The sequence below is a fragment of the Tabrizicola fusiformis genome, assembly GCF_013328815.1.
Lineage (GTDB): Bacteria > Pseudomonadota > Alphaproteobacteria > Rhodobacterales > Rhodobacteraceae > Fuscibacter.
Map to the genome: position 1 here is coordinate 1 of NZ_JABUHN010000008.1, position 16,759 is coordinate 16,759.

Annotated in this window: 20 protein-coding genes; 13 read left to right on the forward strand and 7 right to left on the reverse strand. The window is 63.2% G+C overall.

Annotated features, from left to right (window positions below):
- The first annotated feature begins 84 nt into the window (after window positions 1-84).
- Both HS053_RS13595 and HS053_RS13600 read left to right on the forward strand, forming a co-directional pair.
- Window positions 85-486 (forward strand): aldolase/citrate lyase family protein, encoded by a 402-nt coding sequence (locus HS053_RS13595; RefSeq protein WP_206677608.1) that lies wholly within the window; start codon window positions 85-87, stop codon window positions 484-486.
- Between the two features lie 130 nt (window positions 487-616).
- The gene (locus tag HS053_RS13600; protein ID WP_174211807.1) at window positions 617-1,333 is read left to right on the forward strand and encodes a Crp/Fnr family transcriptional regulator; all 717 of its coding nucleotides are present in this window, start codon (window positions 617-619) and stop codon (window positions 1,331-1,333) included.
- On the opposite strand, the gene HS053_RS13605 is transcribed toward HS053_RS13600, so the two are convergent.
- From HS053_RS13605 to HS053_RS13630, 6 genes are read right to left on the reverse strand one after another with little or no spacing between them, the layout of a single operon-like run.
- A complete protein-coding gene (locus HS053_RS13605; RefSeq protein WP_174211808.1) occupies window positions 1,326-1,562 on the reverse strand; it encodes a cytochrome C oxidase subunit IV family protein in 237 nt (78 codons plus the stop codon). The two genes, HS053_RS13600 and HS053_RS13605, sit on opposite strands and share 8 nt — an antisense overlap.
- A 9-nt stretch (window positions 1,563-1,571) precedes the next feature.
- Window positions 1,572-2,108, reverse strand: coding sequence for a cytochrome c oxidase subunit 3 (locus HS053_RS13610; protein WP_174211809.1), 537 nt, complete (start codon window positions 2,106-2,108; stop codon window positions 1,572-1,574).
- Between the two features lies 1 nt (window position 2,109).
- Window positions 2,110-4,032, reverse strand: a complete 1,923-nt coding sequence (locus tag HS053_RS13615) for a nitric oxide reductase activation protein NorD (RefSeq protein ID WP_174211810.1) — start codon at window positions 4,030-4,032, stop codon at window positions 2,110-2,112.
- 3 nt (window positions 4,033-4,035) lie between these two features.
- Window positions 4,036-4,839 (reverse strand): CbbQ/NirQ/NorQ/GpvN family protein, encoded by an 804-nt coding sequence (locus HS053_RS13620; protein WP_174211811.1) that lies wholly within the window; start codon window positions 4,837-4,839, stop codon window positions 4,036-4,038.
- Window positions 4,840-4,843: 4 nt separating this feature from the next.
- Window positions 4,844-6,214 carry a cbb3-type cytochrome c oxidase subunit I gene (locus tag HS053_RS13625; RefSeq protein WP_174211812.1) on the reverse strand — a complete coding sequence of 457 codons (1,371 nt, stop codon included), beginning with the start codon at window positions 6,212-6,214 and terminating at the stop codon, window positions 4,844-4,846.
- Window positions 6,215-6,229: 15 nt separating this feature from the next.
- Window positions 6,230-6,682, reverse strand: a complete 453-nt coding sequence (locus tag HS053_RS13630) for a c-type cytochrome (protein ID WP_174211813.1) — start codon at window positions 6,680-6,682, stop codon at window positions 6,230-6,232.
- A gap of 128 nt (window positions 6,683-6,810) precedes the next feature.
- Between HS053_RS13630 and HS053_RS13635 the strand changes: the two genes are divergently transcribed.
- Window positions 6,811-7,038 (forward strand): hypothetical protein, encoded by a 228-nt coding sequence (locus tag HS053_RS13635; protein ID WP_174211814.1) that lies wholly within the window; start codon window positions 6,811-6,813, stop codon window positions 7,036-7,038.
- A gap of 9 nt (window positions 7,039-7,047) precedes the next feature.
- Here HS053_RS13635 and HS053_RS13640 read toward each other — a convergent pair whose 3' ends face one another.
- A complete protein-coding gene (locus HS053_RS13640) occupies window positions 7,048-7,884 on the reverse strand; it encodes an amidohydrolase family protein (protein ID WP_174211815.1) in 837 nt (278 codons plus the stop codon).
- Between the two features lie 169 nt (window positions 7,885-8,053).
- On the opposite strand from HS053_RS13640, the gene HS053_RS13645 reads away from it, so the two are divergent.
- The 10 genes from HS053_RS13645 to HS053_RS13690 all read left to right on the forward strand — a co-directional run bounded on the left by HS053_RS13645 (window position 8,054) and on the right by HS053_RS13690 (window position 16,752).
- Window positions 8,054-9,364 (forward strand): ABC transporter substrate-binding protein, encoded by a 1,311-nt coding sequence (locus HS053_RS13645; protein ID WP_174211816.1) that lies wholly within the window; start codon window positions 8,054-8,056, stop codon window positions 9,362-9,364.
- Between the two features lie 94 nt (window positions 9,365-9,458).
- Complete coding sequence (locus tag HS053_RS13650) at window positions 9,459-10,325, forward strand: carbohydrate ABC transporter permease (protein ID WP_347233329.1); 867 nt, start codon at window positions 9,459-9,461, stop codon at window positions 10,323-10,325.
- Between the two features lie 3 nt (window positions 10,326-10,328).
- Window positions 10,329-11,195, forward strand: coding sequence for a carbohydrate ABC transporter permease (locus tag HS053_RS13655; RefSeq protein WP_174211818.1), 867 nt, complete (start codon window positions 10,329-10,331; stop codon window positions 11,193-11,195).
- A gap of 3 nt (window positions 11,196-11,198) precedes the next feature.
- On the forward strand, window positions 11,199-12,284 hold the full coding sequence (locus HS053_RS13660) for an ABC transporter ATP-binding protein (protein ID WP_174211819.1): 1,086 nt from the start codon (window positions 11,199-11,201) through the stop codon (window positions 12,282-12,284).
- A gap of 2 nt (window positions 12,285-12,286) precedes the next feature.
- The gene (locus HS053_RS13665) at window positions 12,287-13,405 is read left to right on the forward strand and encodes a mandelate racemase/muconate lactonizing enzyme family protein (protein WP_174211820.1); all 1,119 of its coding nucleotides are present in this window, start codon (window positions 12,287-12,289) and stop codon (window positions 13,403-13,405) included.
- Window positions 13,402-13,731 (forward strand): L-rhamnose mutarotase, encoded by a 330-nt coding sequence (locus HS053_RS13670; protein ID WP_174211821.1) that lies wholly within the window; start codon window positions 13,402-13,404, stop codon window positions 13,729-13,731. The genes HS053_RS13665 and HS053_RS13670 overlap by 4 nt, the downstream gene beginning before the upstream one ends.
- Entirely contained in the window at window positions 13,724-14,782 is a 1,059-nt protein-coding gene (locus HS053_RS13675; protein ID WP_174211822.1) for a Gfo/Idh/MocA family protein, read from the forward strand. The genes HS053_RS13670 and HS053_RS13675 overlap by 8 nt, the downstream gene beginning before the upstream one ends.
- Entirely contained in the window at window positions 14,775-15,221 is a 447-nt protein-coding gene (locus HS053_RS13680) for a MaoC family dehydratase (protein ID WP_174211823.1), read from the forward strand. Before HS053_RS13675 ends, HS053_RS13680 begins: the two co-directional genes overlap by 8 nt.
- Entirely contained in the window at window positions 15,218-15,541 is a 324-nt protein-coding gene (locus HS053_RS13685) for an SAF domain-containing protein (RefSeq protein ID WP_206677609.1), read from the forward strand. Before HS053_RS13680 ends, HS053_RS13685 begins: the two co-directional genes overlap by 4 nt.
- Complete coding sequence (locus HS053_RS13690) at window positions 15,538-16,752, forward strand: UxaA family hydrolase (RefSeq protein ID WP_206677610.1); 1,215 nt, start codon at window positions 15,538-15,540, stop codon at window positions 16,750-16,752. The genes HS053_RS13685 and HS053_RS13690 overlap by 4 nt, the downstream gene beginning before the upstream one ends.
- Window positions 16,753-16,759 lie beyond the last annotated feature (7 nt).

Consider the following 16,759-nt stretch of genomic DNA (forward strand, 5'->3'; position numbering starts at 1 on the left):
CTATCACAGAGGTCGCGGGGTAGGTCTGTCCACGGAAAGGGGAGGTCCCACGATCAACCGATTTGTGCAACAGAGCCGTTTTCCATGGCACAGCGGGCGAACGGCTTTGGCCGGATTGCGGGCTATCATGCCAATGCCCTCGTGCAGCAATTCCTTGCCCTGCAGATCGAATGCGAAACCGGCGGGGCCAATGCCGCCGCCATTGCTGCCGTGCCGCGGGTGGATGCGCTCTTTGTTGGCCCCGGCGATCTGTCGGCCAATATGGGCGCCATGGGCAATCCCGATGCAGCCCCGGTGCAGGGCGCCATCGCCTCGGTTCTGGCGGCGGCCCGGGCGGCAGGGAAAAGCGCAGGCATCCTTGCCCCCGTCCGGGCCGATGCCCAGCGGTATCTGGCGGCAGGCTTTACCATGGTTGCGGTAGGCTCTGACCTCGGGCTGCTGGCGCGCGGGTCGGATGCCTTGGTATCGGCCTTCAAGCCGGCCTGACAGGGCGGCAAACGCCACTATCTGCAAAGCCGACTTCCGCCCCGCTCTTTGCGTTCGCGCAAAGTGGCGGCGGGTGGCGGGGCCTAAACCCGTCAAGGGCCGGGCGCCCCCGACGGAAAGGCCAAAGCAGATGAGCCACAGACTCTCCACCGCGCAGCGCAACATCGCCTGTCAGTCGCGCCTGTTCTCGGCCCTGCCGCCCGAAGTGCGCGAGGCGCTGCTGGATGCAGCCCAGGTTCACCGGCTGGGGCGCGGCCAAAGCCTGTTCCATCAGGGCGACACCGCGCATTCAATCCACATTGTGGCCGACGGCTGGGTAAAGCTTTACCGCATTGCGCCGAACGGGACCGAAGCCGTTGTCGGCGTGATGACCCGCGGCCAGAGCTTTGGTGAGCCGATTGCCCTACGCCGGGCCGCCTATCCCGTCTCGGCCGAAGCGACAACGGCCTGCGACCTGATCGCAGTTCCGGCGCGGGCCTTTCTTGACCTGCTGCAATCGCATCCCGAAACCGCCATCTCGATCCTTGCCGCCACCTTCCTGCATCTTCAGGGGCTGGTCGAGCAGATCGAACAACTCAAGGCGCGGTCGGGCGCCCAGCGCGTGGCGGAATTCCTGCTGGAGCTTTGTCCCGAAGGCGCGGCAAGCGCGACCGTCACCCTGCCCTATGACAAGGCACTGATTGCCGGGCGTCTGGGCATCAAGCCCGAAAGCCTGAGCCGCACCTTCTTGCGGCTGCGCGATTATGGCGTGCGCATCAATCAGGCCAATGCGGTAATCTCCTCGATCAGCCGCCTGCGCGACCTGGCCCATGCCGATGCTTTCGGGGCGACAAGCCGCCTTATCTGACGGACAGGGCATGGAGCCCCCAGATCAGGACAAACCAGAAACCAAGCGGCAGCATCAGGGCAGAAAGCCATCCCGGCGCCCTGCCCAGATGCAGGAACCCGCCCAGAATGACCCGGGCCTTCAGCCATGCAAAGGCCAGCAAACCCGCTGCCGCCATCGCACCGGCATGGGGTGACAGCGCCAGCGTCGCCCCGATCAGCGCCATCAGGAAAGCCCAGTTGCGGATCATGCCTGCCCCCTATCGCAGCAGATAGATCGGCGGCAGGATCAGCACCCAGACCAGATCGACCATATGCCAGAACATCACCCCGGCCTGCACCGGCGCGGGCCGGGCACGGATCGCCACAAGTCCTAGGACCGCAACCCCGGCCAGCACATGTGCGGCATGAAAGCCGGTCAGAAGATAGTAGAAGGTGAAGAACAGGTGGCTGTCGATAGCCGCGCCCATGGCAAGGTCGCGGTGGTATTCCACGCCCTTCACGGCAAGGAATGCCACCCCGCCCAACCCAGCCAGCGCAAGGAACTGGCGGGCACGGCGGCGATTGCCCCATGACGCAGCCTGCTCGGACAGCGCCGCGAACAGGCCGGATGTCACCAGAACCACCGTGTTCAGCGCCGCCATGCGCCCGTCCAGCACGGCCTGCGCCGCAGCGAAGCCCTGCGGATCGGTCAGGCGCATGGCCATCATGGCCGTCACCCCCGCCGCAAAAACCAGCAGCTCCGAGAGGATCAGCACCCACAGGATCAGCTCGCCCGGCAGATCGTCCAGCCGCATCTCACGTCACCAATTGCCGGTAAATCTCCGGCAGCGCGGTGATCAGCCGGTCGGGATCGCGGATCACCTGAAAGCCACCCTGACCGAAGATGCGGGGGAACCAGCTTTGCGCATCGCGGTCGATGGTGATGCCGAACACGGCATGACCGGCCCGGCGTGCCTCGCGCACGGCCATGGCGCTGTCTTCGATGCCATGGCGACCCTCGTAATGGTCAAGGTCATTGGGCTTGCCATCGGTGATCACGATCATCAGGCGGCGCGAGCGACCCTCTTTCGCCAACCCCTGTGCGGCATGGCGCACCGCCGCCCCAAGGCGGGTGTAGAAGGCCGGGCGCAGGGCATGAATGCGCGCCTCGATATCCGTGCCCATCGGCTCGTCAAAGCTCTTGCAGTCATGCAGCCAGACCCGATCGCGGCGGAGCGAACAGAACCCTTGCACGGCAAAGCGGTCACCGCAGGCATCCAAGCCCCAGGCAAGGGCCGTCAGCGCCTCGCGCGCAATCTCGATCACCGGGCGCCCGGTAACCGCACTTTCGGTCGAGCGGGAAACGTCCAGCAGAATGGAAACCGCGAGATCGCGGTTTTCCGGGCGGGCCTGTTGCCAGATGCGGTCGCTGCCGCGCCCCGTCGCCCGCAGATCGGCAATCGAACGCAGGCAGGCGTCCAGATCAAGCTCTTCGCCATCCGGCTGGGCATGACGAACCCGTCTGGCGGGGCGCAGTGCCTCGAACTGGCGGCGGACGGCGCGAACCCGGCGCAATGCCGCCGGATCGGTGATGCCGTGATAGTCCGGGGCGGGCGCGACCGGCGCGGCCAGCACCCGGCAATGATCGGGCAGCCAGACACCGCCCCGCGCGTCCCATTCGGGATAGGTGAACTGCCCGGCGATGCGTTCGCGGTCCACATCCTCGGGCGCAAGATCAAGGTGCAGTTTCAGTTTGGTCGCCGGGGCCTTGGAAATTTGGCCCAGCACGATTTCCTCGTGGTCCTCGGCGGCCTTTTTCGCCGTGTCCAGGTCGTCATCCTCGACCCGGCGGTTGATGTTCATCATCTCGGCCCAGGTCAGCATCGCCTCGAACTTGTAGAGGATCAGGCTGTCCTTGCGCTCGGCCTGATCGGCCTTCAGGCGCCGGGTCTTGCGGGCGGTGCCGTCGCCCGCCTCTTCCGGGGTGCCATCGGTGGGCAGGCTGGCAACCTCGCTGGCGTTGCCCTGCGCCAGCCCGCGCAGATCGGGCCACATCGGCACCGGCAGCACCGGGCGATACCCCTTTGGCGCGCGCCAATGTGCAGGCGGATTCTGCCACGCGGCCAAAAGCCCGGCGGGCGGCGCGGCGGGATCGCCCAGCAGATGGCGCAGCAAAGCCTCGACCGCCGCTTCGGTGCCGCGCAGGGCGGGGCGCTGCCGGGTGGCCAGATGGGCTGCGCACAATTGCAGCCAAAGCGGGCGCAGACCCGGCGCGCCCTGCAACGTGGCTTCGGTCATCGCCATTCCTGCCCGGATCGCGGCCAGATCGGCAAGGAACGGGTCCGCCGCAGGAGAGGCCGCCACCGCATAGGCGGAAACCGCCGCCAACCAGAGATAGAGCGCCGCATTCTCTTCGCGCTGCGCGAACACCGCCAGCTCTGCCGGAAGCCGCAGCGCCTCGCCGTCAAAGCTGGCCCGGGCAAGGCGTTCGCTGTCAAAGGCCAGACGGCGGCGCAGGGAAATACGGTGGCGGCTGATCTCGTCCGCGACGGGTTTCAGTTCAACATCGGCGGCGCCGCCCAGCCCCCGGAACAGCACCGCCATCCGCCCACGCATGTCGTCAAAGCGCACCGCCGCCGCCGGATGGCGCGGCGGCGGGTCCATCCGCGAAGCCAGAAGATGCCAGAGCTTGCCCGCGGTTTCCTCTGGCTCCCAGGGGGCGATGTCGAGATGGGCCATGGCCTAACCCGTGACCGCCACGACCAGATCCAGCAACCCCTGACGAATGTCGGGATCATCACTCAGCGGTTCGATCATTGCGGCGCGGATGGCACGTTCCACCCCCATGCCGCCGACGATCAGGCTGGCGGCATAGACCACAAGCCGCGTCGAAACCCCTTCCTCCAGATCCTGCCCCTTCAGCCCGCGCAGCTTGCCCGCCAGCCGGACCAGCAATGCGGCGCGGTCGCGGTCCAGCCCGCTTTCCCGCATCACGACGGGAATTTCATGCTCGGGCTTGGGAAAGGTGAATTCCAGCGACAGAAACCGCTGCCGGGTCGAGGGTTTCAGTGTCTTGAGGATGTTCTGATAGCCCGGATTGTAAGAGGCCACCAAGAGAAAGCCCGGCGCGGCGTGCAACTCTTCCCCCGTGCGGTCAATGGGCAGGATGCGGCGGTCATCGGTCAGGGGATGCAGCACTACGGCCACATCCTTGCGGGCCTCCACCACCTCATCCAGATAGCAGATCGCCCCTTCGCGCACGGCGCGGGTCAGCGGGCCATCGACCCAGACCGTTTCCCCGCCTTTCAGCAAATAGCGCCCGATCAGATCGGCCGCCGACAGATCGTCATGGCAGGCCACCGTGTAAAGCGGGCGGCCCAGCCGCGCCGCCATATGGGCGACGAACCGGGTCTTGCCGCAACCCGTCGGCCCTTTGAGCAAGAGCGGCAGGCTCTTGGCATAGGCGGCGGCGAAGACATCGCATTCGTCGCCCTGTGGCAGATAGAAGGGGGCATCTGCCCCCTTCACCGGAAAGGTTCCGTCCATGGTGTCACTCCGCAGCATGGGTAATCGCGGAACCCGGCTCGATCACCTCGCGCCGCGGGATCAGCAGGGCATAGATCAGCAGATAGCAGCCCAGCACCACGGCCACGCCCGCCCCCAGCCGCATCCAGTAGAACAGCGCGATCTGGTCCTGCACTTCCATGTAATACATGCCCATGACCCGTTGCAGATGGGTCTGGATCGTGCCCGCAAAGGTCAGCACGAAGGTCATGAACACCATGCCCGACGACATCAGCCAGAAGCCCGCCATGTTCAGCACCTGATTATAGGGGTCGCGCTGGCGCAGGATCGGCAAAGCATAGGTGAACAGCGCAAGGTTCAGGCAGACATAGGCGCCGTAGAAGGCAAGGTGCCCATGCGCGGCGGTGACCTGCGTGCCGTGGGTATAGTAGTTCACCCCGTGCAGCGTATGCAGAAAGCCCCAGACGCCCGCGCCAAAGAAGGCCAGCGTGGCACAGCCCAGCGACCACAGCAGCGCCGCCTTGTTCGGATGGTCGCGCCGCCCCTTCCACACCATGACGAAGGCAAAAGACATCATGGCGAAGAACGGCACGATCTCGAAGCTGGAGAAGATCGAGCCGATCCACTGCCAGTAGGCGGGCAGGCCGATCCAATAGTAATGGTGCCCGGTGCCGAGGATGCCGGAAAACAGCGCCGTGGCGACGATGACATAAAGCCATTTCTCCACCACCTCGCGGTCCACCCCCGTCAGCTTCAGCATCAGGAAGCCAAGGATAGAGGCCATGATCAGTTCCCACACACCTTCGACCCACAGATGGACGACGTTCCACCAGTATTGCTTGTCCAGTGCGAGGTTCGACGGATTGTAGAACGAGAACAGGAACAGCAGCGCCAACCCCCAGAGACCCAGCAGCAGGATCGACGAAATCACCGTCTTGCGGCCCTTCAGCACCGTCATGCTGATGTTCCACAGGAAGATGAGGGCGGCCACGACGATACCGACCTTGACCCAGATCGGCTGTTCCAGAAACTCGCGTCCCTGACGGCCCAAGAGGAAATTCCCTTCAAACAGGTTGAAGAGATAGGTCACCACCACCCCCGCCGTGCCCAGCACAAGGATGGCAAGCTGGAGATAGGCGGCCTTGACCGAGTGGATTTCCCGCTCTGCCTCTTCCGGGATCAAGAAATAGGCGGCGCCGAAGAAGCCGGTCAAAAGCCAGACGATCAGCGAGTTGGTATGCAGCATCCGCCCGATGTTGAAGGGCAGGATTTCCGCCAGAAAGTTCGGCTGCACATAGATATAGCCGATCACCAGCCCCATGGTGACCTGCACGGCGAACAGGGCAAGCGCCACCAGAATATAGGCCAGCGCGATCTTTTGCGATTGATATTTCATGGTTTTCTTTCCCCCTCAGCCCGCATCATTCGGCGGCCAGTTCTGGGTGTTGATCCGGCCCGTCCAGAGCAGGAAGTCCGACAGCGCGCGAACCTCTTCGTCGGTCAGGTGGAATTGCGGCATCTGGCGGCGGCCTTCGACGCCCGAAGGCTGCGCATCCATCCAGCCTTTCAGCGTTTCAAAGGCGGCCTCGGGATCATCCTGCACGCCCCAGCGTTTCATGACATTGCCGACCTCGGGCGCGAAATAGGCGCCCTCTCCCAAGATCGAATGGCAGTTCACACATGCCTTTTCTTCCCAGACATGCTTGCCGAGTTTCACGCTGTCGGTGATCCCGGCCTGATCGGTCGAGACATTGACGATATACCAGTGGCCATGAACGAAGAGGCCGATGAAGATGAGGATGAAGAACAGCGACCCGCCATAAAAGATGTTCCGGGCCATGCTCTTCGTCAGGATTTCGCGCATGGCGAGGATCTCCGCGAACTGTTGGCGATCCTTCCGAACTGCCAGCGCGGGGCGGGTTTCTCCTTAACAAAAGTCAAGGATGCGGTTTTTCTTTTGCCGCAGAATGTCCGCCTGCACAGGAGCGCGGAATGCAAAACCCATGGCCGGTCTGGAAACTGGCGCTGCTGCTTTACGTCTTTGCGGCGGGCGCGGTTGCGATCAACCTCTTCATGCTGGGCTTGTTGATGCAGGCTGTCGGCTTTGCGGCGCTGTCGCCGGTGGCGGCGCTGCTGATTGCAGCGCCGCTGGGCATTCCGGCAAGCTGGGCCGCGGCCCGTTGGGTTCGCGCGCTGCTGGCACAGGCAGACGGGGCATAGACCGGGCAGTCAGGCGGCGATCTGCCAGACCCGCCGCGCATTGCCATGCAGAACCGCCTGCCGCTCCTCCCCGCTCAGGTCCGAAAGAAGCGCCTGACTGGTCGCAACCCATTCGGCAAGGCCGGAGTTCAGCGTGCAGACCGGGCTGTCAGAACCCCAGACCATTCGCCCCGGTCCGAATGCGTGCAGCACATGGCCGATCCATGGCCACAGCGTGTCCAGCGTCCATGGACCGCCGGTATAGGCCGTCACCCCCGACAGTTTGAGCGTGACATTCGGGCGCCGGGCCAGCTCGGTGATCTGCGCCGCCCAGGGCGCAAAGGCACCACCCGCGATATCCGGCACGCCGCAATGGTCCAGCACAAAGGCCGTGTCGGGGCAGGCATCCACCAGGTCTTGCGCAAGGGGCAGTTGCCGCGCCAGCATCACGATGTCGAACGGCAGACCCGCCCGCCCCAGCCGGGCGATATTGGCCCGAAACAGCGTGGTTTGTGAAACCGCGTCGGGCAGCACATGCAGCACACGGCGCACGCCTTTGACCACACGGCGGTCCGCCCGCTCCAGCCATGCCTCAAAACCGGGGGCTTCAGGGCGGGCGCTGGCAATGGCGCCACGGATCAGGCTGCCGGGCCGCTGCATCAGATCGGCGACAAAGGCGGTTTCCGCCTCGATATCCCCCGCGGCGACATCGACCTCCATATGCAGAACATCGGTGATGCCGACACGGCGCGCGGTGATTTCGTAGTCGTAATAGCTCCAGTCGCGGTTCAGCGCCGGAGCGTCACCGAGCCACGGATAGGACAACCGCTTGCGCTCCACGAGATGCAGATGGGTGTCAAAGATCATCAGAGGGCCCTCCCAGTCCCGAAACTCCGCATCCTGTGCCGGATTTGACCCCAGTCATACTTGACTCGAAGGCGCATGTCACGTTTAAATATAAAAAGATGTTCTTGATATAAAATCCATCGGTTCCAAAATCACCGCCTTCGAGCATCTCAAAACGGGAGGAGACGACATGAAGGGACGTGTTACCAGCTCTGCGCTGGCGCTAGCGACGGGCCTCGGCTTTGCGACGGCAGCCCTTGCCGATGGCGAGTTTGCCGGCGTGGCCATCGAAGCCAAACTGATCGGCGGCCAGCAGTATGAGGCGCTCTATGGCCGTATCGCCGAATGGGAAAAGGCCACGGGCGCCAAGGTCAGCATCATCAGCCAGAAGAACCACTTCGAGCTGGACAAGGAATACAAGGCCGACATCGCGGCGGGCACGACCGCCTGGTGCGTGGGGTCGAACCATTCGTCCTTCGCGCCGCAATACCCCGATCTCTTCACCGATCTGACGCCGCTTGTCGCGGCCGATACGGTTGCGGGCTTTGTTCCGGCCAACATCGCGGCGGCCACGATCGGCGGCAAGCTGACCATGCTGCCGCGCGCGCAGTTCGACGTTTCGGCGCTGTATTACCAGAAGTCGCTTTACACCGATCCGGCCAAGGCCGAGGCGTTCAAGGCCAAGTTCGGCTATGATCTGGCCCCGCCGGAAACCTGGGATCAGTTCCGCGATCAGGCGATGTTCTTTGCTGCGCCGCCGAATTTCTACGGCACGCAATATGCCGGCAAGGATGAGGCGATCAACGGGCGGTTCTACGAACTGGTCGTCGCCAATGGCGGCAAGATGTTCAACGACGATTTCACCCCCGCCTTCAACTCGCCCGCGGGCAAAGAGGCGCTGCAATGGTTCGTTGACCTTTACAAGGCCGGTGCGGTTCCTCCGGGCACCACCAACTATCTGTGGGACGATCTGGGCAACGGCTTTGCCTCGGGCACCATCGCGCTGAACCTCGACTGGCCCGGATGGTCGGGCTTCTTCAACGATCCGGCCGCGTCCAAGGTCGCGAGCAATGTCGGCGTGGCCCCCGCACCCAAAGGCTCGGCCGGGGTTCGCACCGGCTGGTCGGGCTTCCACGGCTTTTCCGTGACCGAAGCCTGCGCCAACAAGGAAGCTGCGGCTTCGCTGGTGGATTTCCTGACCAACGAAGACAGCCAGAAACTGGAATCAGCCGCGGGCCCGCTGCCGTCGCGCACGGCGGTCTGGGACTATGTGCTGGAGCAGGCCAAGGACGACCCCTACAAGTCCGAGGTGCTGGCCGCCTTCCAGGAAACCGCCAAGACCGCGTTCCCGGTGCCGCCGACCCCCTACTGGATCGAGGCCGGCAACCTGATCTTCCCGGAGCTGCAGGCCGCCATTCTGGGCGACAAGACCGTGGATCAGGCGTTGCAGGACGCCTCTGATGCGGTCGATGGTCTGATGAAGGAAAACGGCGTCTACTGAGGCCAACCCGTAGGATGGGCAATTCTGCCCATCCTACCACATGACCCACCCGGACATTCCCCGCATGACCCGTAACAGGCTTCCCCCGTGGCTGGTGCTTCTGCTGCCAGCTGTCATCATCATTCTGGCGGTGGTTGCGATCCCGCTGGTGCTGTCGCTCTATTCCAGCTTCACGCCCTATCACCTGACCCGGCCCGACACGCTGTGGAAATGGACGGGCAGCTTCAACTATATCAAGGCTGCGACGGACCCGAATTTCTGGAAGGCGTTCGGCCGCACGGTTCTTCTGCTGACCATCGCGCTGAATGCCGAAATGCTGCTGGGCCTTGGCCTTGCGCTGATGGTGTCCAAGGTGACGCACGGCCAGCGGGCGCTGCGCACGGCAATGATGTTCCCGATGATGTTCTCGCCCATTCTGGTGGGGTTCCAGTTCAAGTTCATCTTCAACGACAACGTCGGTCTGGTGAACAATGCGCTGCAATCGCTGGGGCTGACCGATGTTGCGATCCCGTGGCTGGTGGACGGCAACCTTGCCATGTTCGCCATCATCTTCGCCGAGGTCTGGACCTCGACTTCGGTCTTCGCCATCCTGATCCTTGCCGGCCTTTTCGCCCTGCCGCAAGACCCGCTTGAGGCGGCCAAGGTCGATGGCTGCACGCCGTGGCAATCCTTCCGCTTTGTCACTCTGCCGTTCCTGATGCCCTTCATCTACATCGCCATGGCGATCCGGTCGCTGGATGTGGCCCGCGCCTATGACATCGTTCAGGTGATGACCAACGGCGGCCCCGCGCGGCGGACCGAGCTGCTTTGGACGCTGATCGGGCGCACCGGCTATGTCGATGCCCGCATGGGTTATGCCAATGCCATGGGCTATATCGCCATCCTGCTGTCTATCGGCTTCACGGTTTACTTCTTCCTGAAACTGCAAACCGCCCGGCGTGAGCTGGGAATGGGGGACTGAGCCATGGCAACTGCCTCCCAACACCGCATCAGGAAACGTGCGCTGAAGGTCGCGCATTTCGCCGGCCTGTTTCTGGCCATGTCGATCATCTGCCTGCCCGGCCTCTGGGTGGTGCTGAACAGCTTCCGCCCGACGGTCGAGATCATGGCAAAGCCGCCGGTCTGGATTCCCGAAAGCCTGAGCCTTGACCATTATCGCGCCATGTTCGGCGGTGCGGGCGAAGGCGGCGTGCCGGTGCTGACCTATTTCCGCAACTCGCTGATCATCTCGGTCACCTCGACGGTGATCGCGCTTCTGGTGGGAATGGCCGGGGGCTATGCCTTTGCCCGCTACCGCTTCAAGGGCAAGGGGGTGATGTTCGTCGCCCTGATGGCCAGCCGGGCCGTGCCGGGCGTGGCGCTGTCGTTGCCCTTGTTCATCATCTTTGGCCGCACCGGGATCATCGACACACATTTCGGCCTGATCCTTGTCTATGTGGCGATGAACGTGCCCTTCACCATCTGGCTGATCGACGGCTTTTTCCGGCAGGTGCCGAAAGAGCTGGCCGAAGCCGCCGAGATTGACGGCTGCACCCGCTGGCAGGCGTTCTGGAGGGTGGAATTTCCGGTTGCCCGATCCGGCATCGCCTCGGCAGGGATTTTTGCCTTCCTGACCTCATGGAACGAATATGCGCTGGCAAGCCAGCTTACCCGCTCTGCCACGTCGAAAACCATGCCGGTGGGTCTGTTGGACTTCACCTCGCAATTCACCCTCAACTGGGGGGGCATGTGCGCGCTGGCGGTCTTGATGATCATTCCGGCGCTGGTGCTGACCTTCCTTGTGCAGAAACACCTTATCGCCGGGCTGACCTTCGGCGGCGTGAAAGGATAAGTCATGGCTCAGGTTCAACTGAAGAACGTGGTCAAGAAATACGGCGCCGTGGGCGTGGTCCATGCAATCAACCTCGACATCGCCGAGGGGGAGTTCGTGGTGCTGGTCGGCCCTTCGGGCTGCGGCAAATCCACCACGCTGCGCATGGTGGCCGGGCTTGAGGATATCTCGGGCGGCGAGGTGATCATCGGCGACCGCGTGGTCAATGACCTGCCCCCGCGCGAGCGCAACCTGGCAATGGTGTTCCAGAACTATGCGCTTTATCCGCATATGACGGTGCGCGAAAATCTGGGCTTCAGCCTGAAGATCGCCAAGCGCCCTCAAGCGGAAATCGACCGGGCCGTCGATGAGGCGGCAGGCATCCTGTCGCTGACCCCGCTTCTGGACCGCAAGCCCGGCGCCCTGTCGGGTGGTCAGCGTCAGCGGGTCGCCATGGGCCGCGCCATCGTCCGTCACCCGGATGTCTTTCTGTTCGACGAACCCCTGTCCAACCTTGATGCCAAGCTGCGCACCCAGATGCGGGTCGAGATCAAGAAGCTGCATCAGCGCGTCGGGTCCACCGTGATCTATGTCACCCATGACCAGATCGAGGCGATGACCCTTGCCGACCGCATCGTGATCATGCGCGACGGCCATATCGTGCAGGTCGGCACCCCGCTTGAGGTATTTGAAAACCCGGTGAACACTTTTGTCGCCACCTTCATCGGTTCGCCGCCGATGAATCTGCTCGAAGGGGTGATCCGGGCCGGTCAGGTCGTTCTGGCCGACGGCACCGCAATTCCGCAACCGCCGGGGCTGAACGTGGCCGAGGGCCGCAAGGTTCAACTTGGCATCCGCGCCGACAACATCATGCCCGAAGGCCATGCCCTGCCGCCGACCGCCCATATGGCCTTCGTCGAAATGCCGGTCATCCTGACCGAGCCGCTGGGCACCGAGACCTTGCTTTACGCAACGCTGTCAGGCACCGAAATGCAGGCCAAGATGCTGAATCCCCGCCCGGTTTCCGCAGGCGAGCGGATGCGTTTCGGCATCGCTCTGGACAAGTGCCACCTGTTCGATGCCGAAACCGGCAACAGTCTGCGGGGCTGATCATGGCGCGCATCGTTCTGGCCGAGGCTTTCCTTGTCGATCTGATCCCCAAGGTGAAACGCACCGACGCGATCCAGTCGTTCAAGTCGCAAGAGACGATCTTCGTCACCCTGACCGATGCCGAGGGTGCCTCGGGGATGGGGTATTCCTATACAATCGGCGATGGTGGGCCGGCGATCCTGTCGCTGTTGCAGCGCAGCCTGCTGCCCGCCCTGATGGGACGCGAGGCGGAAATGATCGAGCAGATCTGGCGCGATCTTCTCTTCACCAGCCACGCCACCGCCGTCGGCCCGATCATGTCGCTGGCGCAAGCCGCCATCGACACCGCGCTGTGGGATCTGCGCGGCAAACGCGCGGGGCTGCCGCTGCATCTGCTGGCCGGGGGCGCGAAAACCCGGGTACCGATGTATTCCACCGAAGGCGGCTGGCTGCATCTGGAACCCGCCGCTTTGGTCGAGGATGCTTTGGCGATGCGCGAGGCAGGCTTCAAAGGGTCAAAAATCAAGATCGGCAAGCCCACGGTCGCCGGTGATGCCGCCCGCCTTTCGGCGGTGCGCAGCGCCTTGGGTGATGCATATGAGATCATGACCGACGCGAACCAGTCGCTGACACAGCCCGAGGCCGCCCGTCGCCTGAACCTCTTGGAAAGCCTGAATATCGCCTGGTTTGAAGAGCCGCTGCCCGCCGATGACATTGCCGGCCATGCCCGCCTGAACCGGCAGTCCCGCGTGCCGATTGCGGTCGGTGAATCGATGTATTCCCCAGGCCAGTTCGCCGATTACATCGCTGCCGAAGCTTGCGGCATCGTGCAGGCCGATGTCGCCCGCATCGGTGGCATCACCCCATGGCTGAAAGTCGCGCATATGGCCGAGGCGCATAACCTGATGATCTGCCCCCATTTCCTGATGGAGCTGCATGTGTCCTTGGTCTGCGCGGTGCCCAATGCGCCCTGGCTGGAATACATCCCGCAACTGGACGATATCGCGGCCCCGATGGCACGGGATGGCGGCCATGCCATTGCCCCCACCGCCCCGGGCCTTGGCATCAACTGGGATCACGACAGCCTTGCCGCCCGCACCGCAGACGGCTCTCGCTTCACCATTCGGGAGGGCGGGCAATGAAACGCTATGGCGCCGTGCTGGGCCTTTCCGAAGAGGGCAAGGCGGAATACCGCAGGCTGCATGCCGAGGTCTGGCCGGATGTGCTGGCCAAGATCAACGAATGCAACATCCGCAACTACTCGATCTTCCTGAAAGAGCCAGAGAACCTGCTGTTCTCTTACTTCGAATATGTCGGCACCGACTATGCGGCCGATATGGCCAAGATGGCCGCCGACCCGACAACACAGAAATGGTGGGCGGTGAACATGCCGTTGCAACGGCCGCTGGACACCCGAAAGGAAGGGGAATGGTGGGCCGACATGACCGAAATCTTCCACCATGACTGACCTCATCCAAACCATCGCACCGCCTGCCCGCAGCCTGCCCATCGTGATCTTCGGCGCGGGTTCAATCGTGTCTGACGCGCATCTGCCGGCCTATGCGCAGGCGGGGTTCACCGTTGCGGGCATCTATGACCCCGACCATGCGAAAGCCGCCGCTCTGGCGCAAAAGCATGGAACGCGCGCCTTTTCCGATCTGGCCGAGGCGACCGCCGCCGGCCCCTCTGCGATCTACGATCTGGCCGTGCCGCCCGCCGCGATTGCCGGGCTGCTGCGTGCCCTGCCCGAAGCCTGCGTTGCGCTGATCCAGAAACCGATGGGCAGCGATCTGGCCGCAGCGGACGAGATCATCGGCATTCTGCGCGCCCGCAACATCCGGGCGGCGGTGAATTTCCAACTGCGTTTTGCCCCGATGTGTCTGGCCCTGAAGGACGCCATTGCACAGGGCCAACTGGGCGAGGTGATCGACTTCGATGCGCTGCTCGCGGTCGATACGCCGTGGCATCTCTGGGCCTTTCTTGCCGATCTGCCGCGGGTCGAAATCCTGCTGCACTCGATCCATTATCTCGACCTGATCCGCGATCTTTTCGGCAATCCGCAGGGCATCGCCGCGCGCACGATGGGCCATCCCTCGTCGAGCATTTCCAACAGCCGCAGCTCGCTGATGCTGGATTACGGCCCGAAGATCCGCGCCAATCTGTCGATCAACCACAATCACAGCTTTGGCCGCAAGTTTCAGGCTTGCGAGTTCCGCATCAGCGGCACCAAGGGCGCTGCTTATCTGAAGGTCGGCGTCAATCTCGACTACCCCCGCGGCGAACCGGACGAGCTGTGGCTGAACACCAGCGGCGACTGGCGGCAAATCCCGCTGGTCGGCAACTGGTTCATCGCGGCCTTCGTCGGCCGCATCACCCAGGTCATGCGCTTTACCACCGGCGAGGATGCCACGTTGCAGGGCAGTGCCGAAGACGCCTGGCACACCATGGCGCTGGTCGAGGCCGCCTATGAAAGTGCCGCAGCCCCGCTTCATCCGATCAGGACGAACCCGAATGCTTGAACAAACCAGATACTTTGAGGATTACGTCATCGGCGAGGCCCGTGACACCGTTGGCCGCACCATCACCGAGACCGATTTCGTCGTTCATGCGGGCCATTCCGGCGATTTCTTTCCGCATCATCTGGATGCCGAATTCTGCAAGACCCTGCCCTTTGGCCAGCGCATCGCGCATGGCACCATGGTCTTCACCATCGGCGTCGGGTTGACGGCGACGATCATCAATCCGGTGGCCTTCTCTTACGGCTATGACCGGATGCGTTTCGTGAAGCCGGTGTTCATCGGCGACACGATCCGCTCGCGCGTTGAAATCATCGGCAAGGAGCTGATGGAGAAACGCCCCGGCTATGGCCGCGTTACCGAACGGCTGACGGTGACCAAACACACCGGGGAAACCGCGCTGGTGGCCGATCACATCTATATGGTGGAGTGCCGGACGTGACCCATGACTTCGGACCGTTCCTGCTGTTGTCGGAAAAGGACAATGTGCTGGTCGCCCGCGCCAATGCCGCCGAAGGCGACCGCGTGACATTGGAGACCGGCCCGGTGCAACTGACCCGTGCCATTCCCATGGCACACAAGATCGCCCGTCACGACATTGCCTGCGGCGCGCCGATCCTGAAATACGGCATGCCCATCGGCGTTGCGACCGAAGCCATCCACGCCGGTGCGCATGTTCACGTCCACAATATCCGTTCGGCCTATACCGCAACCCACATGTTGCAGGACGCCGATGGCCTGAGCGCGGGGGTCTCGCTGTGAGTGACATTCAGGGCTGGCTGCGCGCCGACGGCCGCAAGGGCATCAGGAACACGCTGGTCGTGGCCTATCTGGTCGAATGCGCGCATTTCGTGGCCGCCGAAATCGTGCAGAAGTTCCGCAATACGCCCCATGAGGGCGAGGTGCAGTTGATCGGCTTTCCCGGCTGCTATCCCAATGAATATGCGGCGCAGATGATGGAAAAGCTCTGCACCCATCCAAATGTAGGGGCGGTACTGTTCGTCAGCTTGGGCTGCGAAAGCTTTGACAAGGTGCGCGCAGCCAATGCCGTCGATGCCTCGGGTCGCCCGGTCAAGACGCTGGTGATCCAGCGCACCGGGGGCACGCGATCGACGATACAGGCGGGAACCGACTGGATTCGCAAGACGCTGGCACAAATCGCCGAAGGTCCGCGCGCCGCGATGGGCGTGGATGAGCTGATCATCGGCACCGTTTGCGGCGGTTCTGACGGCACTTCGGGCATTTCCGGCAATCCGGCGGCAGGTAAGGCGTTTGACCTTCTGGTGGCCGAAGGGGCCGCCTGCATCTTTGAAGAAACCGGCGAGTTGATCGGCTGTGAAGAGATCATGGCCGAACGGGCGATCACCCCCGAACTTGGCAATATCCTGCGTGAAAGCGTGCAAAAGGCGGAACGCTATTATGCCACGCTGGGCTATGGTAGCTTTGCCGCCGGCAATGCGGCAGGCGGGCTGTCCACCATCGAGGAAAAGTCGCTGGGCGCCTATGTGAAATCCGGTGACAGCCCGATTTCCGGCCTGATCAAGCCGGGCGACATACCGCCCAAAGGCGGGCTTTACCTGATGGATGTGGTTCCCGATGGCGATGTACGCTTTGGCTTTCCGAACATCAGCGACAATGCCGAAATCGTCGAGATGATCGCCAGCGGTGCGCATATGACGCTGTTCGTAACCGGGCGCGGTTCGGTCGTGGGGTCCGCCATCTCTCCGGTGATCAAGGTCTGCGCCAACCCCGACACCTATCGTGCGCTGGCCGAGGATATGGATGTGAACGCAGGCGATATCATCGAAGGCCGCCGCACGATCCCCGAGGTCGGGCAGGAAATCCGCGATCTGGTGGTGGCCGTGGCCGCCGGGCAGCAAACCAGATCCGAAGAGCTTGGCCACCGCGAATTCATCCTGACCTACAAGAGTTTTGAACCCATCGGCCCGGCCTGCCTGCCGGGCGCCGCATAAAGGACAC